General features: G+C 47.5%; 31 protein-coding genes and 1 tRNA gene. 8 read left to right on the top strand and 24 right to left on the bottom strand.

Annotated elements, in window-relative coordinates; all coding sequences use genetic code 11:
* Positions 1–61: 61 nt before the first annotated feature.
* From hypD to HJV72_RS14785, 4 genes are all read right to left on the bottom strand, one after another.
* Positions 62–2,437, bottom strand: coding sequence for a trans-4-hydroxy-L-proline dehydratase (hypD, locus tag HJV72_RS14800; RefSeq protein WP_208072040.1), 2,376 nt, complete (start codon positions 2,435–2,437; stop codon positions 62–64).
* Positions 2,438–2,442: 5 nt separating this feature from the next.
* Positions 2,443–3,351, bottom strand: a complete 909-nt coding sequence (locus HJV72_RS14795; protein ID WP_208072038.1) for a trans-4-hydroxy-L-proline dehydratase activase — start codon at positions 3,349–3,351, stop codon at positions 2,443–2,445.
* 157 nt (positions 3,352–3,508) lie between these two features.
* A complete protein-coding gene (locus HJV72_RS14790; RefSeq protein ID WP_208072036.1) occupies positions 3,509–4,465 on the bottom strand; it encodes a DUF1848 domain-containing protein in 957 nt (318 codons plus the stop codon).
* A gap of 94 nt (positions 4,466–4,559) precedes the next feature.
* A complete protein-coding gene (locus HJV72_RS14785) occupies positions 4,560–5,183 on the bottom strand; it encodes a helix-turn-helix domain-containing protein (RefSeq protein ID WP_208072034.1) in 624 nt (207 codons plus the stop codon).
* A 146-nt stretch (positions 5,184–5,329) separates the two neighbouring features.
* On the opposite strand from HJV72_RS14785, the gene HJV72_RS14780 reads away from it, so the two are divergent.
* Complete coding sequence (locus HJV72_RS14780; RefSeq protein WP_208072032.1) at positions 5,330–5,878, top strand: biotin transporter BioY; 549 nt, start codon at positions 5,330–5,332, stop codon at positions 5,876–5,878.
* The gene (locus tag HJV72_RS14775) at positions 5,869–6,258 is read left to right on the top strand and encodes a DUF1284 domain-containing protein (RefSeq protein WP_208072030.1); all 390 of its coding nucleotides are present in this window, start codon (positions 5,869–5,871) and stop codon (positions 6,256–6,258) included. The genes HJV72_RS14780 and HJV72_RS14775 overlap by 10 nt, the downstream gene beginning before the upstream one ends.
* Positions 6,259–6,357: 99 nt before the next feature.
* Here HJV72_RS14775 and HJV72_RS14770 read toward each other — a convergent pair whose 3' ends face one another.
* Both HJV72_RS14770 and HJV72_RS14765 read right to left on the bottom strand, forming a co-directional pair.
* On the bottom strand, positions 6,358–6,894 hold the full coding sequence (locus tag HJV72_RS14770) for an HD domain-containing protein (protein ID WP_208072028.1): 537 nt from the start codon (positions 6,892–6,894) through the stop codon (positions 6,358–6,360).
* A 21-nt stretch (positions 6,895–6,915) separates the two neighbouring features.
* Entirely contained in the window at positions 6,916–10,713 is a 3,798-nt protein-coding gene (locus HJV72_RS14765) for an efflux RND transporter permease subunit (RefSeq protein WP_208072026.1), read from the bottom strand.
* 207 nt (positions 10,714–10,920) lie between these two features.
* On the opposite strand from HJV72_RS14765, the gene ymfI reads away from it, so the two are divergent.
* On the top strand, positions 10,921–11,646 hold the full coding sequence (gene ymfI / locus HJV72_RS14760) for an elongation factor P 5-aminopentanone reductase (protein ID WP_208072024.1): 726 nt from the start codon (positions 10,921–10,923) through the stop codon (positions 11,644–11,646).
* Here ymfI and HJV72_RS14755 read toward each other — a convergent pair.
* The 10 genes from HJV72_RS14755 to arcC all read right to left on the bottom strand — a co-directional run bounded on the left by HJV72_RS14755 (position 11,643) and on the right by arcC (position 18,350).
* On the bottom strand, positions 11,643–12,395 hold the full coding sequence (locus HJV72_RS14755) for an exodeoxyribonuclease III (RefSeq protein ID WP_208072022.1): 753 nt from the start codon (positions 12,393–12,395) through the stop codon (positions 11,643–11,645). The two genes, ymfI and HJV72_RS14755, sit on opposite strands and share 4 nt — an antisense overlap.
* Positions 12,396–12,428: 33 nt before the next feature.
* Entirely contained in the window at positions 12,429–13,163 is a 735-nt protein-coding gene (truA, locus tag HJV72_RS14750; protein WP_208072020.1) for a tRNA pseudouridine(38-40) synthase TruA, read from the bottom strand.
* A 226-nt stretch (positions 13,164–13,389) separates the two neighbouring features.
* Positions 13,390–13,842 (bottom strand): transcriptional regulator NrdR, encoded by a 453-nt coding sequence (gene nrdR / locus HJV72_RS14745; protein ID WP_049728268.1) that lies wholly within the window; start codon positions 13,840–13,842, stop codon positions 13,390–13,392.
* Between the two features lie 84 nt (positions 13,843–13,926).
* A complete protein-coding gene (locus HJV72_RS14740) occupies positions 13,927–14,169 on the bottom strand; it encodes a YlmC/YmxH family sporulation protein (protein ID WP_208072018.1) in 243 nt (80 codons plus the stop codon).
* Between the two features lie 124 nt (positions 14,170–14,293).
* Positions 14,294–15,508 (bottom strand): ABC transporter permease, encoded by a 1,215-nt coding sequence (locus HJV72_RS14735; RefSeq protein WP_208072016.1) that lies wholly within the window; start codon positions 15,506–15,508, stop codon positions 14,294–14,296.
* A 1-nt stretch (position 15,509) separates the two neighbouring features.
* On the bottom strand, positions 15,510–16,283 hold the full coding sequence (locus HJV72_RS14730) for an ABC transporter ATP-binding protein (RefSeq protein ID WP_208072014.1): 774 nt from the start codon (positions 16,281–16,283) through the stop codon (positions 15,510–15,512).
* A 76-nt stretch (positions 16,284–16,359) separates the two neighbouring features.
* The gene (locus tag HJV72_RS14725) at positions 16,360–16,809 is read right to left on the bottom strand and encodes a hypothetical protein (RefSeq protein WP_208072013.1); all 450 of its coding nucleotides are present in this window, start codon (positions 16,807–16,809) and stop codon (positions 16,360–16,362) included.
* A gap of 2 nt (positions 16,810–16,811) precedes the next feature.
* Entirely contained in the window at positions 16,812–17,018 is a 207-nt protein-coding gene (locus tag HJV72_RS14720) for a helix-turn-helix transcriptional regulator (RefSeq protein ID WP_208072011.1), read from the bottom strand.
* Positions 17,019–17,173: 155 nt separating this feature from the next.
* On the bottom strand, positions 17,174–17,359 hold the full coding sequence (locus HJV72_RS14715) for a ferredoxin (RefSeq protein WP_208072009.1): 186 nt from the start codon (positions 17,357–17,359) through the stop codon (positions 17,174–17,176).
* Between the two features lie 61 nt (positions 17,360–17,420).
* A complete protein-coding gene (gene arcC, locus HJV72_RS14710; protein WP_208072007.1) occupies positions 17,421–18,350 on the bottom strand; it encodes a carbamate kinase in 930 nt (309 codons plus the stop codon).
* A 203-nt stretch (positions 18,351–18,553) separates the two neighbouring features.
* On the opposite strand from arcC, the gene HJV72_RS14705 reads away from it, so the two are divergent.
* The 5 genes from HJV72_RS14705 to HJV72_RS14685 all read left to right on the top strand — a co-directional run bounded on the left by HJV72_RS14705 (position 18,554) and on the right by HJV72_RS14685 (position 20,330).
* Complete coding sequence (locus HJV72_RS14705) at positions 18,554–18,928, top strand: PH domain-containing protein (RefSeq protein WP_049727210.1); 375 nt, start codon at positions 18,554–18,556, stop codon at positions 18,926–18,928.
* Between the two features lie 37 nt (positions 18,929–18,965).
* On the top strand, positions 18,966–19,412 hold the full coding sequence (locus HJV72_RS14700) for a TrbC/VirB2 family protein (protein ID WP_208072006.1): 447 nt from the start codon (positions 18,966–18,968) through the stop codon (positions 19,410–19,412).
* Positions 19,413–19,479: 67 nt separating this feature from the next.
* Positions 19,480–19,550, top strand: a tRNA-Gly gene (locus tag HJV72_RS14695).
* Between the two features lie 138 nt (positions 19,551–19,688).
* Positions 19,689–19,844, top strand: coding sequence for a hypothetical protein (locus tag HJV72_RS14690; protein WP_006442578.1), 156 nt, complete (start codon positions 19,689–19,691; stop codon positions 19,842–19,844).
* Positions 19,845–19,982: 138 nt separating this feature from the next.
* Positions 19,983–20,330, top strand: coding sequence for a sporulation initiation factor Spo0A C-terminal domain-containing protein (locus HJV72_RS14685; protein ID WP_208072004.1), 348 nt, complete (start codon positions 19,983–19,985; stop codon positions 20,328–20,330).
* A 221-nt stretch (positions 20,331–20,551) separates the two neighbouring features.
* Here HJV72_RS14685 and HJV72_RS14680 read toward each other — a convergent pair whose 3' ends face one another.
* From HJV72_RS14680 to HJV72_RS14650, 8 genes are all read right to left on the bottom strand, one after another.
* Positions 20,552–21,130 carry a S41 family peptidase gene (locus HJV72_RS14680; protein WP_208072002.1) on the bottom strand — a complete coding sequence of 193 codons (579 nt, stop codon included), beginning with the start codon at positions 21,128–21,130 and terminating at the stop codon, positions 20,552–20,554.
* A gap of 8 nt (positions 21,131–21,138) precedes the next feature.
* On the bottom strand, positions 21,139–21,480 hold the full coding sequence (locus HJV72_RS14675) for a hypothetical protein (protein ID WP_208072000.1): 342 nt from the start codon (positions 21,478–21,480) through the stop codon (positions 21,139–21,141).
* A 13-nt stretch (positions 21,481–21,493) separates the two neighbouring features.
* Entirely contained in the window at positions 21,494–21,622 is a 129-nt protein-coding gene (locus tag HJV72_RS20000) for a hypothetical protein (RefSeq protein WP_256435970.1), read from the bottom strand.
* 24 nt (positions 21,623–21,646) lie between these two features.
* On the bottom strand, positions 21,647–22,705 hold the full coding sequence (locus HJV72_RS14670; protein WP_208071998.1) for a BtrH N-terminal domain-containing protein: 1,059 nt from the start codon (positions 22,703–22,705) through the stop codon (positions 21,647–21,649).
* Positions 22,680–23,516 (bottom strand): MerR family transcriptional regulator, encoded by an 837-nt coding sequence (locus HJV72_RS14665; RefSeq protein WP_208071996.1) that lies wholly within the window; start codon positions 23,514–23,516, stop codon positions 22,680–22,682. Before HJV72_RS14665 ends, HJV72_RS14670 begins: the two co-directional genes overlap by 26 nt.
* Positions 23,517–23,595: 79 nt before the next feature.
* Positions 23,596–24,504, bottom strand: a complete 909-nt coding sequence (locus tag HJV72_RS14660) for a lactate/malate family dehydrogenase (RefSeq protein WP_208071994.1) — start codon at positions 24,502–24,504, stop codon at positions 23,596–23,598.
* A gap of 22 nt (positions 24,505–24,526) precedes the next feature.
* Complete coding sequence (locus tag HJV72_RS14655; RefSeq protein WP_208071992.1) at positions 24,527–25,195, bottom strand: GntR family transcriptional regulator; 669 nt, start codon at positions 25,193–25,195, stop codon at positions 24,527–24,529.
* A 344-nt stretch (positions 25,196–25,539) separates the two neighbouring features.
* Entirely contained in the window at positions 25,540–25,983 is a 444-nt protein-coding gene (locus tag HJV72_RS14650) for a GNAT family N-acetyltransferase (RefSeq protein ID WP_208071990.1), read from the bottom strand.
* Positions 25,984–26,267: the final 284 nt, after the last annotated feature.

Here is a 26,267-nt window from a genome sequence, read left to right as displayed (position 1 = left end):
GGGACGGGGGTTTTTTAAAAAACCCCCGTCCCCAGACGCGTTTCTCCCTGTCCCCGACCGTTTAGTTAAAGCTCTGTTCGGTCCGTTCGATTATCTCATCCTGAAGAGCCTTGCTCAGGTTTCTGAAGTGGTCGCTGTAACCCGCGACACGTACGATCAGGTCCTTGTAGTCTTCCGGGTGCTTCTGGGCCTGTATCAGCGTCTCTTTGTCTATAACATTGAACTGGATGTGGTGGCCGTCCATATTGAAGTACGTACGCACGAGATTCGCCATCTGGTTCAGTCCTTCTTCTCCTGCAACGACGCTCGGCGTGAACTTCTGGTTCAGAAGTGTTCCGCCTGTCTGGAGGTGGTCCATCTTGGCACATGATTTTACGACAGATGTCGGGCCGTTCGTATCCGCGCCTTTTTCCGGCGAGATTCCTTCGGATACCGGCTTGTGGGCCAGACGTCCGTTCGGGCTTGCCATCATGACATCTCCAAAGTATACGTGGCACGTGGTAGGAAGCATGTTGATGCGGTACATGCCTCCGAGCATATTCGGCCGTCCTGTCACCTGGCTTCTGTAGTATTCGAACACATCCTTCATGATGCTGTCCGCATAGTCATCGTCATTGCCGTATTTCGGCGTCTTGTTGCATACGATATTCCAGATTCTGTCGTGCCCCTCGAAATTGTCTTCCAGCGCTTGCATCAGCTCATCCATCGTAAATGTCTTCTTCTCATATACGTTGTACTTCACGGATGCCAGGCAGTCCGTAATCGTACCGATTCCTACGCCCTGCAGATATTTTGTGTTGTACCTTGCGCCGCCGCCGTTGTAATCTTTGCCTTTTGAGATACAGTCATTGGTAATGATGGAAAGGAACGGTACAGGCATATCTTCTGCATATATCTTCTCGATGACATTGCTTCCCTGCACTTTGATATCGATAAAATATTTCATCTGCTTTTTAAATGCATCATATAGCTCTTCGTATGTCTTGAAGTCCGCAGCATATCCGAGCTCAAGTCCGAGCTGCTGTCCGCTTACTTTGTCATAGCCGTTGTTCAGCGTCAGCTCGAATATCTTCGGAATATTGAAGTATCCGGTGAGGATATAGGCTTCATTTCCAAATGCACCTGTCTCCACGCAGCCGCTCGTGCCGCCGCGTCTTGCATCTTCCAGCGACTTGCCGGCATTGAGCAGTTCCTGGACGATTGCCTCGGTATTGTAGAACGCCGGCTGTCCCCATCCCTTGCGTGATATCTCGCAGGCACGCTTCAGGAACTTCTGCGGCGTCTTCCTGCTGATCTGTACATTAGAGCTTGGCTGCAGCAGCTTCATCTCATCCATGCAGTCCAGAATCAGATAGCTAACGTTATTGACTCCGTTCTCACCATTCGGAGCGATACCGCCTGTGTTCAGGTTGGCAAAATCTGTATACGTGCTGCTCTCCTTCAGCGTAATGCCGACCTTCGGCGGTGCAGGCTGGTTGTTGAATTTGACCCACAGGCATTCCAGCAGCTCCAGCGCTTTCTCATCATCCAGCGTCCCCTCTTTTACGTCTTTTTCATAGAAGGGATTCAGATGCTGGTCAAGACGTCCCGGGCTGTACGCATCCCACGGATTCAGCTCGCTCGTGACGCCGAGGTGTACGAACCAGTACATCTGGATTGCCTGCCAGTATGTCTCCGGCTTATGTGCCGGTACGACATCACAGTTGGCCGCAATCTGAAGCAGCTCTTCTTTTCGCTTTGGATTGCCTTCTTTTTCTGCCAGCTCTCTCGCATAGGCTGCATATCTCTCGCCGAGGATCATGATAGCGTCGCAGGCAATCTTCATGCCCTCCAGCTCGTTCTTCTTATCTAACGCCTCCGGGTCATTGAAGAAGTCCAGCTTATCGATTGCGGCCTGGATATCTTCTTTATAGTCAAGGAATCCTTTTTCATATATCTTTACAGAACCGACCGTATGTCCCGGTCCCCGCTGTTCCATAAACTCTGTGAACAGCCCTGCCTCATACGCTTTCTTCCACTCCGGCGTCATCTGGCGCAGAATCTTGTTCCGGATACATCTCTTATCCCAGAACGGAATCATCACCTTTTCCTGCTTCTCAAAATCTTCTTCTTTTACTTTGAAGCTTATGAGTTCACGGTCATTCATGACATGCATATCTTCCATCGTGTGGCAGCACAGCTCCGGGAATGTGGGAGATGCCTGCGGAGAATCGCCCTTCTCGCCGACAATCAGCTCACCCTCGCCTATGTATAACGTCTTTGTTGCAAAATAGTCTTTGAGCACCTGGGCGCGAAGTTCCGGGATGGACAGCGAGCCTTCATAAGCCTCATACGTCTTAGTCATGCTCTCGGCACGCTCCATGTCAATGTGTGCCGGAGTGTCCAGGCTGAGCTTTCTGAGTTTCTTGATCCGTTCGTTCATTCCTCTTTCTTCCATCTTCATTAACCTCCTATTTTTACGTTGTGGAAACCTGATTCTTTAAAAAGCGTCACAAACTGTTCCATCTCATCGTTCGACGGCGCATGAAGGTCCGACCCTTTATACGTCAGTCCAAGCTTTTCATACTTTCCCGAACCGGTGTTGTGATATGGGAGAAGGTTCACATTGGCCACCCTGATCTTCTTTTCCTTGAGATAGTCTATAATCGCTCCCATATCCTCGATTGATCCGTTTACTTCCCGGACTACCGGAATGCGGATATATATGCGGGCACCCTTGCCGCTGATATATTCCAGATTCTCTAAAATCTGCTCATTCCCCATGCCCATATACTTTTTATGTACGTCGTTATCCATCGTCTTGATATCATACAAAAATGTATCTACATATGGCAGCAGCCTTTCAAAATTCTCACACGGCGCCTGTCCGCATGTATCAATCGTTACCGAAATCCCCATCTTATCGAGCCGCTTCGCAAGTTCTTCCACATAATCCATGTCGGCCATCATAACCTCGCCGCCGGACAGCGTAACCCCGCCGCCGGATTCTTCGTAGAACATCTCATCTTTCTTAAGCTCCTTGATCAGCTCGCTGATGGCATACTCTTTCCCGGCCACTTCCCGCAGGTTCAGGTTGCAGTAATCCACACATGTACCACAGCCGGTGCAGAGCTTCTGGTCCGTGACCATCTTGCCTTCCTCTGCCTTCACCGCCTTCTGGGGACAGACCGCGGCACAGCTGCCGCATCCTGCACATCGTTCCCTGTCGCAGAGAAGCTCAGGCTTAAAGCACTGTGTCTCTGGATTATGGCACCACAGACATTTCAGCAGACATCCTTTAAAAAAGACGGTCGTCCGTATCCCGTCACCGTCATGGATAGAATACTTCTGGATGCTTGTTATCAAACTCATCTTTTCACCTCACACGTCGTTCTTTCGCTTTTTAGACTAACGTTTGTACTTTAGTCTAAACATAACAAAAAAACAGTTCCTTGTCAAGAATTTATCAAGGAACTGTCATCCATTTCATGAAAATCAATATATTATATATTAAATTTTTGTGCACTTCTTACAATATCTCATCTGCCGAACCGAAGCCTAACGGATAGTCAAACAGTGATATCTGCATGTCTCTGCCTGACTGCACCTTACGTTCCACAATCGTCTCATCTCCCCGAAGCTGTCCAATCAGAAGGGGCGATGCGGGGTCATGCTGTTCTTTCTTCCTTCGGGCGCTCTCAATCCCCCCTGTCGCGTAGCAGTACGCACAGCCATTGACGCATGTATCATACATCCCTATATCAATGCTCTCCGCGCAGCCGCATTCCCTTCTTTGTCCGGTATCTTTTTTCAAATCCAGCTTATAGCCGATAATGTGCCGGATCTTTTCTTTGTCGATACAGGCGCCGTGCCGTATGCCGTAACGCTCCAGATTCACCTTCTCTGCGCACGTATAGAGAGGAAGCTTATACTTCCCGGCAATTCCGGCAAGCCCTTTTGCGACAGAAGCCATCTCATCTTCTTCCAGTTCTGGATAGGGATTCCCCCTGTAAGCATCCACGAAGCTGATGATGCACCGGTCCGTATACTTGTGAAGCCATTCACACATCATCTCGAACTTTTCCAGATGATAGCCGAGCGTATAAGTGCCACTCAGGATAATCGGGTCGAACCTCCAGTCAACCCGTTCTCTCCCGAGGCGCTCGCTCAGCAGTACGAAGGTTGCCATCGATTCTTCCGTCGAAGGCAGGTTCTCCTCCATATCCATTCCGTAATCCGTGACGGTCATCTGAAAATAATATCGGTAACCGAGCTGATCGATCTCTTTGAGCTTTGGCAGGAGCGGCTCCGGGTTCTTTGTCCAGAACACAATACAATCAACCGTATCCGGTGATATGGCGATACGGCTGATCTTCTTCCTGTTGTATGGGTTTGGCACTAATATCTCCCCGGCCTTCAGTCGGTTGACAAACCATTCCGGATAGCATGCGGGGATATCGGTTCTTCTGCTCGCGCTGATAATCATTTTATGCTCTCCTGACTCCCTTGATTCTAATAATATACTGAAAAAATAAAGTTGTCAAAGGGAGAACGTTTCCATTCCTATGTGCGTACGGATGCTAATTTGAACTTTCTTCTTTATAATGTGCAATCTTATAATCGATCACCCCCGCCGCAGCCGCGGCCGCCAGTGCAGAAACCGTCATCGGCAGGGTCAGCCAGAACGGCAGCTCATAATGTATCACGAACTTTAACGACAGCATGGCAGGATAATAGATCAGGAAAATCGTCTGCCAGATCCTGGTGCACATATTCCGATAATTTTCCAAACGATAGACTTTATCCAGTCTCATAATCTTCGCTCCTCTCATTTTAAAGAAAGCATTCTGCATATCCATAAGAGTTACATCCAGATTATCAAAGGTATCATTCCGCTGTATCAGCTCGTCACAAAGGCTTCTCGCCTCCGACAGTTCTGCCATCTCTTGCTCAAGTGCTGCTTTTCTTGCCCCGATAACCTCAGATACCGTCACTTTGCCTTCCTTTACCCTTCTGATATCTTTTACCGGAACACCGAGCACCCTAAGGAACTTTATCTTCTTCAGATCTTCCACTTCATGCATGCTGTATTCCCGGTAATTGTTCTCTCTATTTCTCCCCGGAGCAAGAAGGCCCTCCTCCTCATAATAACGGATATTTGCTTTTTTCATATCTACCAGTTGTTCAACTTCTTTAATGGTCAATTCTGTTCCTCCTTACCGTTATTAAACACCTTCAAGTAACTTGAATGTCAACATTTACGCACAATGTTAACTAATATATTTATCAGGTTGACATTTCCTTTGATTTCGGATATACTGCATACATACTAATTCTACAGGAGGCTGTCATGAATCATTCAAAAATATCTGTTCAAGACATCTGCACCATCGGTCTGTGCACTGCAGTAATCGCAATCATGGCACAGATATCCATACCGATGCCGGCGGGTGTCCCGATGACGATGCAGACGTTCGCAATCACCCTTGCGGCTATCATACTTGGAGCGAAAAAAGGGGCCGCTGCCGCTCTGATCTATGTACTGCTTGGAGCCGCGGGTGTACCGGTCCTTGCCGGCTTCACAGGCGGGTACCAGTACCTCATAGGGCCGACCGGAGGATTTCTCCTGTCATTTCCTATTATGGCATATATCATCGGCTTCGGGGCAGAAAAGTTCCGGCAGGTCAACATGGGGTTCATTGCCTTCCTTATCCTCGGCACAGTCATCAATTATATCGGCGGTATCGTGATGTTCTGCCTCGTAACCGGCTGCAGCATATGGGCTGCATTCACTGCCTGCGTGCTTCCGTTTATACCGACAGCGGTTATAAAAGCAGCTCTGGCCACAATCATAGGACTTAGAATCCACAGAAGGCTGGTGAGTGCCGCATGCGTCTGAGACCACACCATCTGCTCTGTACCCAGGGATACTCGGGCAAAGGCTACAGCGAAGCATTTGTAAAGAACATGGATAAAGTCGTTCACCGCCTGCGCACAGAGGACAAGACTCCCATCGAACTCGTCTTTTCCACGGATGACCTATGTTCCTGCTGCCCGGACATGCTGGATACCGATCTGTGCCGGAATAATGAAAAAGTACAGCGTTTTGACAGGAAGGCAGCAGAATATTTCGGATTGGAAGAAAAGACATACATCTATCAGGAGCTGGCTTCATACATACGCCGGCATACCACGCCGGACATGCTGGCGGATATATGCTGTGGCTGCAGCTGGTATCCGGTAAGTGCCTGCCGTGAAAAGATAACCGGAATAAAATGACGGTCAATAGGCACCGCCGCAAAAGCAGGCCGGAACTTACACGTAAGCGGTAAGTTCCGGCCTGCTTCTTTATCCTATCCGTTTGGTCAGGCAGCCTTTCTATCCAAAATTCTTTTCCACGAGCCTGCAGTATTCTTCATATGCCGCTACGCCGCGGAAGCTCTCCGCCAATGCATCCCGGATTCCCTTATAGTACCATCCTATCATCTCTTTATCCTTCATGCGGAACCTGTTCCACAGGTTTTCGCCCTCCACAGGATAATCCCTGTCTATATCCCTCATATTCGACAGCTTATCTGCAAGGCCTATCATCTGGACTTCCAGCGGTGACTTCCCGATATGCCGGATGGTCGCCCCTTTCCGTTCTACCCATGTCTTCGACTTATCCTCGCTTTCCTGAGCAACCATTACAGCTACCCTGACGCTGAACTCCCTGGCAAGCACTTCTTCCGTAATACCGGCACAGTCTTCAATCGTATCGTGGAGCACCGCCGCGCTGATAATTTCCTCGTCCTCCGTCATAGACGATACGATATCCCCCACTTCCACCGGATGGACGATATATGGCCGTTTCGTTCCCTTCCTGAACTGTCCTTCATGTGCTCTCGTTGCAAATTCAATCGCTTTGTCGATCATACTACCGTACCTCTCTCATCCTTAAGGTTCTGCAGTTTCTGCATCTTCTTCCATTTCCTCGCGAAGCCTTGCCTTTTCCTTTTTGTGGAACAAGTCAAAGATACATGGAACTACGACTAATGTTAATATGGTTCCGTATATCAGTCCTCCGATTGTCACGATTGCCATCGGCTGTACCATATCCGCTCCCATTCCCACTCCAATAGCGAGCGTCGACAGGCCAAGAATCGTCGTCAGCGCCGTCATGACTATCGGGCGGAGCCTCGTCCTTCCAGCTTCCACCAGAGCCTCATGCCTGGCAAGTCCGCCGGCAATCAGCTGGTTCGTATAATCTATAAACACAATACCATTATTCACGATAATGCCGGACAGCATGACAAATCCTACCATCGCGATCACGCTCACTGCCTTGCCCGCAATCCACAATCCGAGCAGGCCTCCTGTAAAAGCAAGAGGCACGGTGAACATGACGATGAACGGAGAGCGCAGCGACTGGAACTGTGCAACCATTATGAGGTACATGAAGACAAGCGCCAGGCCAAGCATCTTAAAGAGTTCTGTCATGGACTCGTTAATCGTCTCGTCTTCCCCGACCATCTTCACTTCATATCCTTCCGGCACATCGTATGATTGAAGTGCCTTATTTACACGGCTGCTGACAAGCCCGATATTATCCCCGTCTTTGACTTCTGAAGTTACGGACATATACCTGCTCTGATCCTTCCTGCTGATTGCCCGCAGGCCAGAGGCATCCTCAAACGTAGCGATGTCGGAAAGCCTCACCTCTTCCGTCGTCCCATCCTGCTTCTCCGCCGTTACCGTAAGCTCCCTGATGTCTTTCCGGGTCAGGCTTTCGTCCGCATCATCTACCACATAGATGTCGTAATCCTGCGCGTCCGTGGACAGGGATGTCGCACTCTGGACTTCAGACAGCCGCTTGTTCAGGCTCTGGTATACCTGGGCAACCGTGAGTCCGTGTTCCGTAGCTTTTGCCTTATCGACGATGACGCGGAGCTCTTCTTTGTTGTCTTCCGTCCCATCAGTTACATTCTGCGTCCCTTTGATATCAATCAGCATGCTCTTGATATCACCTGCAATCTTCTGCAGCTTATCCAGGTCCTTTCCTTTTATCTGGACATTGATTCCTGAACTGCCAAGCGCACTCATATCCATATTGGACATATTGACTGTCAGCTCGCCGCCAAGGCCCTTTGTTACCTTCTCTATCTCCTTCTTCAACTCATTGTTGGACAGCGAAGGCTTATCTTTCGTGATTGCATAAAACTCCACCACATTTGTGGCTGTCGATGTCCCCATCATATTGGAAGAAGATACCATCGCTCCGATATCTTTGACGTCCCTCAGCTTTCCGACACGGTCCATCACCTTATCCGCTGCTTTTGCCGTATCCTCAAGACTCGTTCCTTTCTCTGTCTCAAGCGTCATGCTGATCTCTGTGCTCTCCATCTGAGGCATGAATTCCGTCCCCCTGGATATGGCCAGCGCACCGCTTGCCACGAACAGGACAAGTGCTCCTATGAGCACAAGCGGCTTCTTGTGCAGCGCCCTGGCAAGCAGTCTGCCGTACCAGTCCTTAATCCTTATGAACAGCCGTGACTCTTTCTCTTCCGTCTTCTTTAACAGCCCGGCAGATATCATCGGCACGAGAGTCAGTGCTACTATGAGGCTGGCAAGCAGCGAGTATGCAATCGTAAGCCCCATGTCCACGAACAGCTGCCTTGTAATACCGGTGGTAAATACAATCGGAAGGAATACGCATATCGTCGTAAGCGTGGAAGCCGTAATAGCCCCTCCTACCTGTCTCGCTCCTTCAATAGCCGCCGCCTTGGCCGAGGCCCCCTCTTCGTTACGCATCCGGTAGATATTCTCAATTACTACGATAGAGTTATCTACAAGCATGCCGACACCGAGTGCCAGTCCCGACAGAGATATGATATTGAGCGTAACTCCTGAAAAGTACATGGCCACAAGAGCGGTCATGATGCTGATTGGTATCGAGCAGGCAATCACAAACGTGGGCCGGAAGCTTTTCAAGAATACGAGCAGTATGATAATCGCCAATACCGCCCCGTAAATCAGGTTCTCAAGTACAGAATTGACAATCAGATCGATGTAGACGCCCTGATCCATCAAAGTCACCGCTTTGATTTCCTTGTGCTCTTTCTGAAGTCTCTCCAGCTTCTCCAGCACACGGTCACTCACATCTCCGGTCGAATACCCGGTCTGTTTCTGTATGCTCAACATCATGCCTGGCTTCCCGTTAATCTTGGCGTATGTCTCATCCGAGTTGTCGGTAAGTTCTACATTTGCCACATCCGCCAGCTTTACCGGGTCTATACCATCCATATGGATGAGCACGAGATCTTTTATGTCTTCTATACTCTTGAACTTATCTCCGACACGTACAAGATAATCAAGGCCTTCTTCTGTCACATATCCGGCCGGCATGCTGAAGTTCTCCGCCGCCAGCAGTGTCTTCACCATATCGGCATTCAGCATGCTGCTGATATCCGCACTTGCAGAAGCTTCCCCTTTGGCCGCCTCCATCTGGGCCTCCTGGGATTGAATCATCGCTTCTCCTGCCGCCAGCTGCGCTGCTCCCTGTCCGAGGCCTGCCGCCGCCTCAACCTGGGCGGACGCAAGCTGCCCTCTGGCCTGCGCCAGTGTCATGGCGCCGTCGTTGACCTGCTTCTGCATAGCTTCCAGCTTCTGCCTGCTGGCAACCGCCTCGCTTTGCCCTTCCTTAATCGTAGCCTCCTGTTTGGAAAGCTGCGTAATCGTAGCCTCAAGAGCCGTTATGGCTGTGTCATTACTATCTATTTGTAACTGAAGCTCATCTATCTTATCTGCATTCGCTATTGGATCTTTTTTAAGCTCCGTCATCTGTACCTGGAGCTGATTATGCGTTTCCTTCTGCGTCTTAATCTGCGCTTCTGCAGCCTTCTTGGATGTCTGAACCGCTCCAAGCGACTGCTCCAACTGCACATCCGTTACATCCAGCACCGCCATCCCTTCCGTAATCTCGAGCTGCGCCTGCTTGATCTCCTCCGCCTTCTGCGATATCTGTGATTCGGCCGCTCCCATACCGGAAGATGCCTGAGCTTTGCCGGCCGCCAGCGCCGCCTTGCCGTTCTCCACCTGCTCCTTGGCCGCCTGGAGGGCCGAGGCCGCCTCATTCATCTTCTTTTCTAATTCCGCCTTGACCTCTTCATTCAAGTCCTCTATCTTCTGTTCATTTACAGTAATCTGTACGGTCTCTTCGATGCTGCCTGCGGTAGAGACCGACGCCACGCCTTCTACGCTTTCCACTTCCGGAAGAATCTGCTCTTCGATGATCCGGGTCGTTTCGGCCGCGTCTTCTCCATCAGCACTGACTGCCGCAATCAGTACAGGCATCATACTTGGATTCAGTTTCATAATAATGGGATTGGTTACTTCATCCGGCCAGAAGCCGCTGATCTGATCCAGTCCTTCCCGCATCTCTATAGTGACAGAGTCCATATTGGCTGTCTGATCGAATTCGAGAATCACTGTTGAAGCATTTTCATTTGATACAGATTGTACATTCTTTATGTTGCTCACAGTTGCCATCGTCTGTTCCACAGGCTTTGTTACAACTGTCTCCACTTCTTCCGGGCTTGCCCCCGGGTATGTCGTCATTACCATGGCATAAGGCAGGTTCATGCTCGGAAGCAGATCTACCGTCATATTCCCGAATGACACAATCCCGAGAATTATGATCAACACAACTCCTACCACCACCGTATAAGGCCTTTTCACACTGAATTTTGATAACATTGATGTCCCTCTTTCTGAGTATTCGCCTAGACCCGGACAAAAGTGCCCTGCAGGCCCCCGCATAGGGCGGGGCTAATCGCTGATACGTAAATAATAGCACTTGAGGGTTTAAATAGCAACGATTCCAGTATATAATAATGGCAGGAAAAATACGATTTAAGATTTTTTTTAGAATTGATGAAAACAGAGACTAGGAGGATATGCCAAATGTCAAAATATGCCCTCATTACGGGTGCTTCCAGAGGTATCGGAAAAGCCGCCGCCCTTCTTTTTGCCGCCAGAGGCTATCATGTTTTTCTCAACTGCCGGAACTCTGCGGACGCATTGGAAGAAGTAAGAAGAGAAATATTATCAACAGGCGGTTCCTGCGATATGGTTACAGGCGACGTGAGTGATTCTGCAGATGTTGATAAGATTTTCTCCTTTATATACAGCAGATGCAGCTGTCTCGACGTACTAATCAACAACGCCGGATGCGCCTACATCGGCCTGTTGAGCGATATGACCGACGGGGAATGGAGCCGCGTCATTCAGACGAACCTGTCGTCCGTCTTCTATTGTTCAAGGGCATCTATCCCTCCCATGGTCCGCAGGAAGCGTGGAACGATTGTCAATGTCTCATCTATGTGGGGAAATTCCGGCGCCTCCTGCGAAGCTGCCTATTCAGCATCCAAAAGCGGGGTGAATGGACTTACAAAGGCTCTGGCAAAGGAACTGGCACCGAGCAACGTACAGGTGAATGCTCTGGCGTGCGGTGTCATCGACACTGAGATGAATGGTCAGCTAAGTGACGAAGAACGTGCACAGCTGGCTGACGAGATTCCTGCAGGCAGGTTCGGTACCCCAGAGGAGGCTGCGGAAATGCTCTGGAACATAGCAACTGCCCCGTCCTACATGACGGGGCAGATTATAGGCATCGACGGGGGCTATTAGCGCAGATCCAGTTCTACCGGGCAGTGGTCCGAACCCATGACGCTCGTGTGGATCTTCGCGTCCTCCAGCCTGTCTTCCAGGCTTTCTGACACACAGAAGTAATCGATACGCCAGCCTGCATTCTTCTCTCTTGCACGGAAGCGATAGGACCACCATGAGTAGATTCCTTCTGTATCTGGATAGAAATGGCGGAACGTATCGATGAAGCCGGATTCTTTTATCTTACGGAACTTGTCCCTTTCTTCATCAGTAAATCCTGCATTCTTCCTGTTCGTCTTCGGGTTCTTAAGGTCAATCTCCTCGGCCGCTACATTCAGGTCGCCGCAGAAGATGACCGGCTTATCCTCTTCTAACTTCTTGAGATAGGCCAGGAACGCATCTTCCCACTGCATACGATATGGCAGCCTTGCCAGTTCGCTCTGTGCATTTGGCGTATACACCGTCACAAAGTAGAAATCCTCGAACTCCAGCGTGATGACCCGGCCTTCCTTATCATGTTCTTCTATCCCGATGCCACAGGAATAGGACAACGGCTCTTCTTTCGTGAATATGGCAGTCCCGGAATATCCTTTCCGCTCTGCATAGTTCCAATACTGGTAGTAGCCAGGCGTATCCAATTCAAGCTGCCCTTCCTGCATCTTCGTCTCCTGGATGCAGAAGATATCTGCATCCGCTTCTTCAAAGAAATCCATAAACCCCTTCTGTACACAGGCGCGGATTCCATTTACATTCCATGAAATTAGCTTCATTTATCGTCCTCCAATTATTTCTTGCTTCTTTGCTTAATAATATACTTTTCTGAGGAACAGGCCTCTTGCCGGGGCAAGGAAGCCTGCCAGGCTCCTGTCCTCTGCCGCAATCACGACCGGGAGCATGGACGCATCCCTTTTTCCGGTTCCAATCTCCAGCAGCGTGCCGGTCAATATCCTCACCATATGATAGAGGAATCCCGTACCATAGTATGTGATACGGACCTTATCGCCTGTGCTCACGATCTTGATATTCGTAATTCTGCGGATAGGATCCCCGCAGTCTTTGTCGTCCGTAAAACTTGTAAAATTCTTCACGCCGACGAGATACTCGACCGCCCCCCGCATCGCCTCGATATCCAGCTTCTCCGGATAGTGGTAGCAATATCTGCGGGAGAAGACATCCGGCTTTTCACGGCAGTCGATATAATATTCATATTTTTTACCCTTTGCGCTCTTGCGGGCGTGGAACCCGTTTTTGACAAGCTCTGCTTTGACGATTCTGATATCTTCCGGCAGATACCTGTTCAGAGAATCTTTAAACTCCTGCGGGTCATATAGTTTGGACAGTTTGACGCTCACCACCTGCCCCCTGGCATGTACACCGGCATCTGTCCTGCCCGAGCCGTCCACATGGACCCTGTAGCCGACCAGTTTCCCTATGCTCCACTCCAGCACGAACTGAATCGTATTATCTGTCGTGGCCTGCCTCTGCCATCCCTGATATCTGCTCCCGTCATATGATACGGTTAATTTATACGTTCTCATCTGCATCTCACCCAATCTGAATCTACGTCTGCTCTCTGTTACTTATCATCATCTGTTTCCACGATAATTATGTATACTTATTGAACTGCTAACGTTCAATAAGGTATACTTAATGAACTGATGTTATCCGAAAACAGTAAAAAGGAAGAAGCAAACATATCCCTTTGCTTCTTCCTTATTCTAACACTATACGACATATTTCGTAAATACCTTCTTACACGTATTCCTAATTATCCAGGATTTTTTTCAGCTCATCCATAAAGGTATTGACGTCTTTGAACTCCCTGTACACGGAAGCAAACCTGACATAAGCCACCTCGTCCAGCCCTTTTAGCTCTTCCATGACGATCTCTCCAATCGTACTGCTCGGAATCTCCTTCGCCTCCAGACTGAAAATCTTCGTCTCGATAGAGTCCACCGTCTGCTGTATTGCATCTGCGGATACCGGACGCTTATAGCATGCCCTGAGGACACCGTTCTCGATTTTCTTACGGTTATACTGTTCTCTGTTGTTGTCTTTTTTGATGATGATGAGCGGAATCGTCTCTACCTTCTCATATGTGGTAAACCGCTTGCCGCACACGTCGCAGGAGCGTCTTCTGCGGATGGAGCTTCCGTCCTCCGCCGGCCTGGAATCTATGACTCTTGTATCTAGGTGGTTGCAGTATGGACACTTCATCTTGACCCAAATCCTTTCTTCTGTAATACATATAGTATATCTGCTGCATCGGCAGAAGTCAAACAACATTGCCAGTTTTTCCCTTTATTTTGTCTCTTCGTGAATTTCTACCAGTATGACATCTGGTCCAATTCTTTTGATACATTTGCACGGAATGATATACTCGCTCCCGTCGCCAAAAAATCCACAGAACTTGCCCGACTTTGGAATAATGATAGCTTCCACGCGGCACCCGCAGTCATCCATTATCAGGTCTGCCACGTATCCAAGCCTTTTACAGTCACAAGTATTGATCACTTCTTTATTCTGAAGCTCACTCAGTCTCATACAGCGTTCTTCCTCCCGAATCGTGCAGAATGCACAAGGGGGTCAGGCCCCTTTCGAAAGGGGCCTGACCCCCTCCGTCTGCATCTGCTTCTTATTGACAGTATATGCAGACGGATAAGAAGTGTCAGACGTTCATGACTTTTTCACTCTGGAAGGCTTTGACGATGACGCCCAGGAGTACGCCGCCGATTACAAGCGTCTCTATCAGGGTGATGCCATACTGCAGCATAGTCACGTTCTGGCCCAGTATTCCCTTCATTACAAGCGCGCTGTTATAAAGCGGAATATAGTAGTCTGTCTGTGTCGGATCCCCTGTCGTGAACATCGTCAGAAGCCCTATGATAAGCACGAGCATATAAGCCGGCATCACATAGGTATTCGCCTCTTTCGTAGACTTGGCAAATACTGAGACAAGCGCGATGATGCTGGAGTAGAGGAACGCAATCGCCACGAGCAGTGCGCCGAGCATCACTACCTGCTGTACGCTCAGGTTGATGTTCAGACTGTCCGCCCCGGAGCCTACCATCGACTTCATCATCAGAGGCGCACATACGACCATCGCAATCACATATATAAGAGATGATATGCCGGAGATTGTCATAAGAGAGAACACTTTTCCGAGAACGATAGAGCTTCTCTTGACCGGGGACACGAGCAGGCTCGCCATCGTTCCTCTCTCCTTCTCTCCCGCTATCATGTCGGTTCCGATACCCATAGCTCCCGCAAACAGGAGAATCGTGATAAAGTACGGAAGCATCATCCCTATCGCCTTGCCGCTGGCTTTCTCATCGTCCTGGATAATCATATCTTCATTGTCTGAATTCACTGTAAACACGGTGAGCTGTGCCAGATCCTCTACACGTCCCGCAAGCAGCGACTGCCGGTAGGCTTCCAGAACACCACCCGAAATATTCTCATATGCCGCCTTGGAATAATCTTCGGAAGGATTATAATACGTCTTAACCTGTGGAATCGTATTTCCGGCTTCATAGCCGCCGACGGCATCTTCAAATCCATCCGGAAATTCTATAATCAGATCGGCTTTGCCGTCAAGGATATCCTTCTTGGCTTTCTCCATCCCGCCAGCGTCAATGAGCCTGGACTTGAATTCCTGCTTGCTGTCACCGAGGAAGGCTTTAAAGCTGGCAGGCTCGTTTGCAACATATACTACCGATTCGTGGGACTCTATATCGTCTTCCATATTGGATACAAGACCGCTGATAATCGTCATAATCAATATCATGATAAGTACGGGGAGAAAGAATACGGAAAACACCATCTTCTTGTCTTTGAATATTCTGGCCATCTCTTTCCCAAATATATGCTTGATTCCGTTCATCTTACAGTTCCCCCTTTCTTTCCTTATACAGCTCGAAGAACGCCTCTTCCAAATCATCGGTGCCGGTCATCTTAAGCAGATCCGCCAGCGTGCCCTCGGCCACTTTGTTTCCTTCAATAATCACGCCGATACGGTCACACAGCTTCTCTGCCTCAGACATGATATGCGTGGATACGATGACAAGCTTCCCGTCATCTCTCAGCTTCCTGAGATAGTCGGTTACGCTTCTCGCTGTAATGATATCAAGCCCGTTGGTCGGCTCATCGAAGATTACGATATCCGGGTTATGGACAAGGCTCACCGCAATGGCCGCCTTCTGCTTCATACCTGTAGATAGTTCCTTAATCTGCTTGTGGGCAAAATCTTTGATTCCAAAGTATGTAAAGAGCTCCTCTTTGCGTCTTCCCAGCACATCCTGCGGAACATTATGCAGGCGTCCGAAAAAACCGAACATATAATCCACATCAAACTGTTCATCCAGCTTAATGTCACTTGTGAGAAATCCGATGCTTTCCCTTACCGCCTCTGGTTCCTTCTGGACCTCATGTCCGCTGACGTAGATTTCCCCTTCCGTAGGCTTGATCAGCGTTGCAATGCATCTGAGCGTCGTCGTCTTTCCGGCACCGTTAGGTCCCAGAAGCCCATATATCTCACCTTCATGCGCATCCAGGCTCAGATTGTCTACAGCAGTTTTCATCGGATTCTTCGTCTTGGATTCCAACATCTGCTTCTTATTCAGTTTATAGATTTTTGTCAAATTCTTAATCTCAATCATAACTGCGCTCCTCATAAATTTTTGTATTATTATGCTAATACAATAATATTTCTTTTTTCTCTGTTTGTCAACAACATTATAATGAACGGGACATAATAAATTTCATCAGGCCGCCGCACACTGCCGAAAAAGCCGTGACAACCATGAGCGTATAAAATACCGCCGTATTATAATATCCGGCTATAATCGATGCAGTCATGAATGCTATAAGGCACAGCCTGTATGCCTTGGCCTGGCCTTTCGTGTATATCTCAAGCGTCCGTTCATCATGCTCTTTGATGTACAGCTTCCGCAGATATTCCCTGCTCCGAAGCGCCTTGGCCGACACGAATATTCCATAGAGCATCACTCCCGCCCACACGGTAAACATCCCTGCCTGGAATCCCTGGAAAAAGCTCCCCGCATGTTCTGACGCATCCATGGCGCTTGCCCTCATATAGCTTAAGACAATTACCGCTACTGACACTGCTGCAAATATGCTTTCAAATATAATACCGCGCTTTAATTTGTTCCTGTAGTCTTCCATACCTATATCTCCTCCACATCAGAAAAGTCAAACACCTCTTCTATCTTCACTCCAAAGTACCGTGCTATTTTATATGCCAGCACGAGTGAAGCTGTATACTTCTCCCGCTCCAGCGAGATGATTGTCTGCCGTGTGACCCCGACCGCCATCGCCAGCTCTTCCTGGGACAGCTTATGTATTTTTCTCAGTTCCTGTATCCGGGTTTTCATAACGTCTGCCCCTTCCTTCTTGTATAGCACGCTTTACATTTATAGTATAGTCTGCTTTACATTATATGTCAAGCTGATTTTACATCTTACTTATTCGGCACCGCAAAACGGGAAGGCGCTGCGCCTTCCCGTTCAATGTGTCATGTACATCCCCACTATTCTTCAATATCTATAACAGACACCGGACATCCGTCCCTTGCATCTTTTGCCGTGCTTTCGTATTCCGGCTCCACGTCGGCATATGCCTCCGCGATGCCATCATCATCAAAGCGGAACACCTCCGGGCAGATGGCTACGCAGGCACCGCAGGAAATGCATCCTTCGTTTACTCTGGCTTTCATCGGTCAATCCTCCTCGCATTTTTCCTTAGTATGTCCCGTGAAGCTCCAGGTTATGCAGCAATTATTTTATGATAGTTCCTGTCTTTCCTTTCAGTGCCGCATCCAGCTTGTCAAATGAAGTTATAAGCGCACCGCGTCCTTCTCTCTTTTCGATAAAAGCCACGGAAGCGCTGAACTTCGGCAGCATGTTATACTTACCGAAATGTCCCGCATCCATATATTCCTTCGCCTGTTCTACCGTAATCTGGCCAAGTTCCTCTTCCTCCGGCCTGCCAATATTAATCTTGACCTTCTCCACGCTTGTCAGGATAATGAGCTCATCGGCATCGATTTCTTCCGCCATCCTGCCTGCTGCCAGATCCTTTTCGATAACCGCGCTGGCGCCTTTGAGGTGGTTATCCTGCTGCAATACAGGGATGCCGCCTCCTCCGCAGGCGATGACAATCTGGTCAGCATCCATCAAGGCTTTTATCGCGTCTATCTCTACGATGCTCACCGGATTCGGGGCAGACACGACACGCCGGTAGCCTTTTCCCGGCTCTTCCACCACATAGTTTCCCTTTTTCCTCTCCTCATTGGCTTCCTCCGCCGTCATATAACGTCCAAGCACCTTGGTCGGCGTATAGAACGCCTCGTCATACGGATCCACGACAACCTGAGTCAGTACCGTGCTTACCGTCCTGTAGATGCCACGGTTCAATAGCTCTTCCCGTATGCCGTTCTGCAGGTCATAACCGATGTATCCCTGGCTCATGGCCGAGCATACCGACATGGGCGCCGCCGTATAGTCCTGATGTGCCCTGCCGAATTCATTCATAGCGGTATGGATCATCCCGACCTGAGGCGCATTGCTGTGTGTAATTGCCACCTGGTAACCTGCCTCTATGAGCCCGGCGATAGTCCTTGCCGAATGCTTTACAGCTTCTTTCTGTTCCGGCAGTGTTGTTCCAAGGGCTCTGTGCCCCAATGCTACTACTACTCTTTTCTTCATAATCTATCCCTCTTCATAATTTTAAAATCCCGCTTTCTCCTGCATAAACATAAGAAAATTATATTATCTTTCTATATAAAATGCAACGTCTTTATTTCCATAATATCACAGGAAAAATCGCTTTCACTTTCTCTCTTAGCGTGTTATAATAACGCTATTACTACATATCAATTATAAAAAGTAAATGAAAGAGAGGAAAAAATATGATCGATTTTAAGAACAGCGAGTATGTCAAACTTAAGGAGACCGATCCTTCTGTCGTGATGAAAGATATTGCGCCACTGCTGATCGATGGGGAACAGGTAATCGGAGTGTATAAGGGCATCCGCGACTACTGCCTATTTACGGATAAGCGGGTTATCTCTGTCAATGTACAAGGAATGACCGGGAAGAAAAAGGATTTCACATCTATGCCCTATTCAAAGATAAGCGTATTTTCAGTAGAAACGGCCGGTGTACTTGATATGGACAGTGAACTGGAAATGTATTTCAGCGGATTGGGAAAAGTGAAGTTCGAGTTTACAGGCAGAAGCAATATAGTAGAGATAGGCAGAATCATCGGCCATTATGCACTGTAAATAAAAATACAAGATTATCAGGAATGAGAGGTTTTTTATGAAATGTCCAAACTGCGGCGGCAATATGGAGGGAAACACATGCCCCTATTGTGATACGCAATTAGAGCCGTCTGAAAAGAAGAAAGAAGATTCCAGAGAATACAAGCCATTTAAATATGAGGATTCAGACTATCAGTATACTGTCGAGAAATGGTATATGAAGACCTGGGTAATCATCTTGTTCCTTATCTTTTTCTTCCCTGTAGGGCTTTTCCTTATGTGGAGATACAAAGAGTGGGGGAAAGTTACCAAAATCGTAATCACCGTCATCATTGCCCTTATGGCAATCTGGGGATGGTTTTCACCGGATACGCCCAGAGAGGATGCTTCCCCGGCTTCTCCTGTCCAGACGACAGCGGTAAGCGGAAGCCGAAATGTAAGCCTTCCGGAAGGTACGACACTGACCGTATCAAGCACATCTATACAGCTCGTACCAGTCAGGTGAAAAATTAAATTCATTCCTTGATTTTTTCCGGCCTATGGACTATAATATTTCTTGTGCAGATATATGCGCAGATGTAGTTCATCGGTAGAATGCCAGCTTCCCAAGCTGGAGAGGCGGGTTCGATTCCCGTCATCTGCTTTTAGCAGGAACGAATTTTCAATGAAAAAGCAATCAGAATGTTTATGAGCGTCTGGTTGCTTTTTATCATTTGACCTTAGTCTGCCCCATCCGTATATTTATCCCAATTCTCCGCACACTAACAGCGGAGGTGATTCCATGGCATCTTATGTTGCCCCTGCAATCAGGGATAAGTTTGAATCATTGTCTATCAACTTGAAAAACTGTATTCTCGAACGTGACGTCCGGCTGGAGAACATCCATGACTTGATTCATGTACTTGAGGATATAGTAAAAGACGGGGAAGCAGAGTAATCTGTTTCCTCTTTTTATATATGTTCTCGTCGATTTAGGACTATTCTTATCTGTTTATTTCTATTTTTATCTTTTCCATTCCCTTTATCACTATTTTATTGTTAAATTAGATACAATTACTTATTGCCCTCAATTTTAATGGAAGGAGGAAGAAGTGTGGAAAAAATCAACAACCTCATATTTAAGCTTGGGATTCGCTCAACGTACCAGGGGTTCTATTATCTGCAATATGCTCTTCATCTGTGTATGCTTGACGAACGTTATCTGCTATTCGTATATAAATCCCTGTACGTAGATGTAGCAAGAAAGTATAACACGAGCAGAGATAACGTCGAGCATTGTATCCGTACCGTAGTGTCCAACTGCTGGTATAAGGGTAATCAGACTTTCCTTATAAAGATAGCCGGATATCCGATTACTCAAAAACCTACCAATGGAGAATTTATCGACATCCTGTTTCATTATTTGAAGGCACAGGAGAATTGACCGTATCTGAAGTAAGTTCAGCGATATCTGCCCAATACATGAAACTCCAGGAAACCATTGAATTGTCAGGCACAAAAAAAGCGGCGCTTTCCGCCGCTTTTTTAGTACATCCCCTACTGTCCTGCCAGCCTGTACACCTCCTCTAAAGCTCTGCCTGCCTCCACCGGATAGTCCGGTTTTAAAGGCTCTGCGTCTTTACCAGGATCAGGCCTGTGAAAATATTAGTATGATACCGTGAACAGCAGCCTGGCATTTGGCGTCTGGAACTGCACCAGGTCGCCATATGTAGACGGCATTCCTCCCGACACGCTCCCTACTACGTATCCCAGATTATTGTCCGTGACTGCAACGGCAAAATCAGTAGCCGCACTGAAGGTACCGGAAGAAGTAAGTGCATATACGGTTCCGTCAAAAACAAGTCCCTCTTCCTGCTGGTTATAAATCAGCTCTTTTTCGTCTGTCAGAAGAAACGGTCCGTATCTGACATCTATATCACCGAAAATATAATATTCATTTATATCGATGTATCGCAGAAATTCGTTGATTACATAGGAGCTGCCCCCTCCGTTGTATCTCAGGTCAACTGCAATGCTGCCAATCTGCTGTTCCTTTACAGCCTTGAAAAACTCTTTCAAGGTATCTATGTACTCATCGTTATAGTTACATTCCTTCAAGGTCAGTACCGCCACATTCTTCTCCTCATCGATTTCAAAGCTGACGAACGAATCATTGTTACGGGCCAAGAGGTCTGTTTCCTCGAAACGGAGCGTTTCTTTCACTTCTCCATCTGGTGTGTCCATTACGATATCTACATCCGTATCCGCTTCGAGCCCAGAAAATTCAGGTAGTCCTTCCTGTCTATATGGTTCGCATACAAGACAGAGGCAAATCCCTCAAGTTCATAGGAAGACTGCCGGAGAAAGGTTCTGAACAATTCTTCTTCGCTGACACCTCCTATCGATAGTATTCGGTATCCGTCATACTTGCCGCCGTCACATGTAAGGCTATCTCCGTCTCTTTTGCACCGGAACGGAAGCCGTGGCACCGCACCAGGATAATAAGGCATTACCGAGGTATGTCCGTCATTCATAAGGGCCATAATCTTGGCTATGGACTGCCACAGGCTCAGTACGCTGACGCGGCTGCCCATGGCCTCCTTCTCCTTATCCCCCTGTTTCTTCTACTTCTCCCCGGTGCGGATCTGCCCATAGCTGATAGGCTGTACAAAGGAGGAGGATTACTGTGAAGACAGCAAAAAACAGTATCCCCATAATCTTTCTTTTGTTTTTCATATTCCCACCCCCTGCCCTTTAGTTTTAGGAAAGGCACGTACTGCTGATGGCTTTTTCAAGTGATAGATACAGTGTTTTTTCTGTATCATAGATGTACCGGATGGAGCGTGACAGTTTCTTCAGGAGTGCCGTGTCGCCCTCGAGAGAAAGCTGCCAGAGGCCGTCTGCTATACCATCCCACAATTCAGAGACACGGATGAACTCCTGGCCTAATGAGGCAATTGCATCATCTTCTAATATATGCGCAGCCTCCGTCAGAAAGTGGCCGTACATGCTGCGGAAGATTCCACCGCCTGTCCCGCCTGCTTCGTTAATCTGAAAATAGTTTACCAATCCCGCCTGCCGCAGTTTAGCGGAATCGAATTTTTCCCACTTTACTATTTCTTTTGAGAACTTCATGATTCCGTTTATTCCAAGAAGCTGTGCGGGAGGATCCAACATCGTCCGGCATGTCTCTTCTACCGCCTCCTGCAATACTTTTTTCCCCGGTCTTCTATAGCCCCCAAAATCAAATGTCAAGTATTTGTTATTAGCAGGAAACGGCCTGCAGGAACTGCTGCGTGCCTTTTCAAGTTCAGCGTAATCAACGAGATGATAATCTTCGGCTATCTGTCCCCCGGGAACCCGTATCGGATAATCATGGTTATCCCTGTCGCTTATCCAGAACGTTCTCCTCATGTCATCGTAGCCGAACAAGACTACCGCATGTCCCCCAAAATGGCTGTCCTTGTCCATGCCCAAGTAGTTCATATAAGGCATATCCACATAAATCAAGACCGGATTGCCAGTATCTATCATGTGCTTTGATGCGGCACTGACACGGTCATAATCTTTGCCGGACCGGCATCCAATCTTAATGTTCAGACGTTCCGCCAGCTTTTTCTCAAACTCGAATACTTTCGTCCTTCCATTTATCATAGGGGATGTGGACTGGTTTATGTACAAAAAAGAAAGGCCGGAAGCAAGCCCGAACGTCATCTCCTCTGACATCGCGTATCCATAATAGGTGAAGATCTGCTTTAGTGAATTCGTGATGCAGTGTTTTCCTCCCTGTGTCTTAAAGTTCTCTACAATCTGTTCCATTCTCTTGCTCCTTATCAAATTGTAAGGGCAGGATAATCTCTGTAATATAATCGGCAGGATCGCCCTGAAATATGATACCCGGACTCTTGACATATATTTCTCTTGACGGGCTAAGCAGCTGGAGGCCTTGTCTGTTCGCATAATCGAATACTGCTCTGTATGCCAGATATAATGTATCGTAACTGCCATGGTGTACTGTTTTTAATGCCGTAATTCCAGGCAGCGTTCTAAACGAGACTGCGGTGCCGGCAACTCTTTTCTTCACGGGCACACATACTTCAATGTCCGCGGTCTCCATGCAGGCCTCGTCATAATAGCAGTTGAAGTGATTTCCATGCTTGTTATGGCCCACTGCTTTATAAAGCTGCCGGACATATTTCCCAGTGTCCTTGTATCTCCCCGTAAACCGGATTGAAGCTACAAGCTCCTCACCAATCACTACCGTATCGATCTTATATTCATTATACTCCTGTCTGTCCTTCTGGGGAATGATATTCTTGCTGATGTTTCGTATTAGCTCCTTCTCCCTGTCGATATTGCTTTCAATAAGCTTAACCTTCTCCTGAAGGATACATGCCAGCTCCTCCTCACTTTCAACCATACCGGCTATCTCTCGAATCTCCATTATAGAGAATTCCAGCGAACGCAAAAAATTGATAAGCCTGGCCTTTTTTACGTCTTCGTCACTATAGTACCGGTACTGGTTCTCTTCATTTCTGTAGGAGGGCTTTAAGATTCCCTCCTCATCATAATAGCGCAATGCCTTTACAGTTAATCCTGATATTTTAGAAAACTGGCCGATTCTATACATCTCTGCCCTCCTATCTTATCTTAAACTATCCTCCGCACAGGAAGGTCAAGCATGTATTCGTCTGTATCAGACGGGTCTTCTAGACGAACTTCTCCCGGATAATCTTCCTCAGCATATCACAGCTAGCCTGGAATCGTTCTGCCTCTTGTTCTGTCATCTCCATCTCCGGCAGCGGTCTGGCGCCATTCTTCGACACGATACACGGTATGCTGGCGAAGCAGCCGTCCTGTCCATAATACCCTTCTGGATTGACGGAACAGGGGAGAACCCTGTTTTCATCCCCGCAGATAGCCTTAATCAGTTCCGTGGCCGCCATTCCAATGCCGAATTCCGTACTTCCCTTGCTAAGTGCAATCTTGCAGCCCGCCTCTATCGTATCCTGCTCAATCTCTTGCATCTGCTCCCTCGTCAGCTGTCCGTCCATATTTGCGCCGCCTGCTTTCACCTGGGACCACACTACCGTCTGGCTGTCCCCGTGTTCCCCGATGCAATAGCCTTCGATACTGGAAGGTGCGATATCGAGCGCTTCTCCTACCCGGCTCCGAAGACGTGAAGAGTCGAGTGCCGTCCCCGTTCCTATCACTGTAGCATCAATCTTGCTGTCGAGGTAGTATGCAACCAGATCACATGGATTCGTGAGCACTACTGCGATACCGGAGAACTGATTCTTCTGTATTTCAGGTATTATCCTGTCTATGACTGCTATAGAGCCATCCAGTTCTTTCAGACGGTCTTCATCACATATCCTTCCGCTGGCTGTGATAACCAGTACTTCTGCATCTTTCAAATCACGATAGCTTCCACTTCGTATCTTGCACTGCTTGGGCAGATAGGCCGCCATATCGGCCAGATCTCTGATTTCTCCGTATTCCTTCTCTTTATTATAATCAATCCCTACCACTTCATCTGCAATCCCTCTGAGTGCGAGCATCTGCATCACATGGGCACCTAAATGACCCAGTCCTACTACTACGACCTTACCTTTCATATCCGATCCTTCCTTTCTGTTTCTAAAAATGTCCCTCTTTTTTATTGAAGAGATATGCCGGCTGTCCGTTTCTTATATGCTTATTCATCAACGTACGGACCTCTTCCTTCTGGTGCTGCTCCAGATAATTTACAATTTCCGAATGCTCACCGGCCGCAAATTCCCAGTCATCTTCCAGATGCCCTGCCAGTGTCAGGACACGCCTCTGCAGAATGCTGATACTTCTCAGCAGCTTTTCATACCATACATTTCCACAATATTCTCCAATTTTGGAATGAAATTCACACTCGTGCTCAAGAAAGCTGAGATAGTCATTTGCCTTTACTGCTTCCATCTGCCGGCTTACGATTTTTCTTAACTGTTCACACTGTTCCCTTGTGGCGGTCTCTGCCAGCATACCAGCCACCTCTACTTCGACCAGGCTCCTTGCCTGGATGGCATCCTCGATATCCTTCTCTGTAATTGTTGCAACTATGATGTTTCTGGATGGGTTTACTTCTACAAGATTCTCAAATTCCAGCTGCTTTACCGCTGCCCGAACCGGTGTCCGGCTGATGGCAAGCTCATTGGCAAGCTGTTCTTCTGTAAGTATCTGGCCCTGCTGGAATTCTCCTGATATGATTGCCTCCTTCAGGACCTCATATGCCTGTTCTGTCAGCGACTTCTTATTCCCTATCTGTTTCAGCTTCATCCTTTCACCTCTTGCCTTTGTCAGTTTAATCGTATCTTACAACATAGTATTTGTATTTGTGTTTGTATACAATATAATCCATGCACTATTATTTGTCAATAACTATCCAAATATTTGTTAAAACAGCACAAAAGAGAGTCTGTTTCCAGACTCTCTTCATTTTTTTATCCTCCTTAATATTTGATAGTGTTATCCTACCAATAAGGATAGGGACATAGTGGGACACTTTTAAAACTTTACTGCGAAAATCCAAGAACAGGGTATGATGTCCAGGGGGGGCTAAGGATATTATCCACTGGCAATAAGCGCACTGCTCCAACTGCTTACAATCATTTATAGATTGCTTATGTCAGTTTCATGTATAAGACAGGATATGGCTTGCCTTGTTCATCTGTCTCTGTTCTTTTGTAAACCCGAAATCCCATGTGTTCATAAAATCCTCTTGCTTTTGTATTTTGCTCATTTACACCCACTTCATCTATAGCGTATTCTTTGATTCCATATTCAATCAATTTCTTTCCTAAGCCATGTCCACGTTCTTGGGGCGCAAGAAACAGCATTTCAAGTTTATGTTCTTCTATCCCCATAAATGCAATCGGAATGCCGCTCTCATTCTCTGCTACAATCAGTTGGGCGACACCCATCAAAGCCTGAGGAATGTACTTCTGAATATTGTTTATCTCTGCATCTGATAAAAACAAATGGGTCTCTTTTACAGATTCTTTCCAGACCCTCTCAAGCTGTTCTATCAACATTGGATTTCTGTCCTTAACTTTGTAAATATACATACTTACTCCTTCCATTTCTTGCATTTGAACCGCTTTATTTTTTTATGTTCATTTTATTTTACTCTAAGTTCTAATACGGAATCCGTCAAGTGATTCCGGTACTCTCATACGGTAATTAAAGCTATCTATACTCTGTTTCTCTGCAACGCCCTACAGCCATCCCGCCAGGTCTTGCCTGCGATGTCAGTTCATCATTTTGCTTTGGCGTATCAATCTGCCCTTATATGTAGTAACATTTCTGTTATCATCTTTTTTAGACTTTTTTACATTATTTTAATCCTTTA

The sequence above is a fragment of the Extibacter sp. GGCC_0201 genome (assembly GCF_017566055.1).
In the GTDB taxonomy this organism is placed as follows: Bacteria; Bacillota; Clostridia; order Lachnospirales; family Lachnospiraceae; genus Extibacter.
This window is presented reverse-complemented; position numbering and strand designations above follow the sequence as displayed.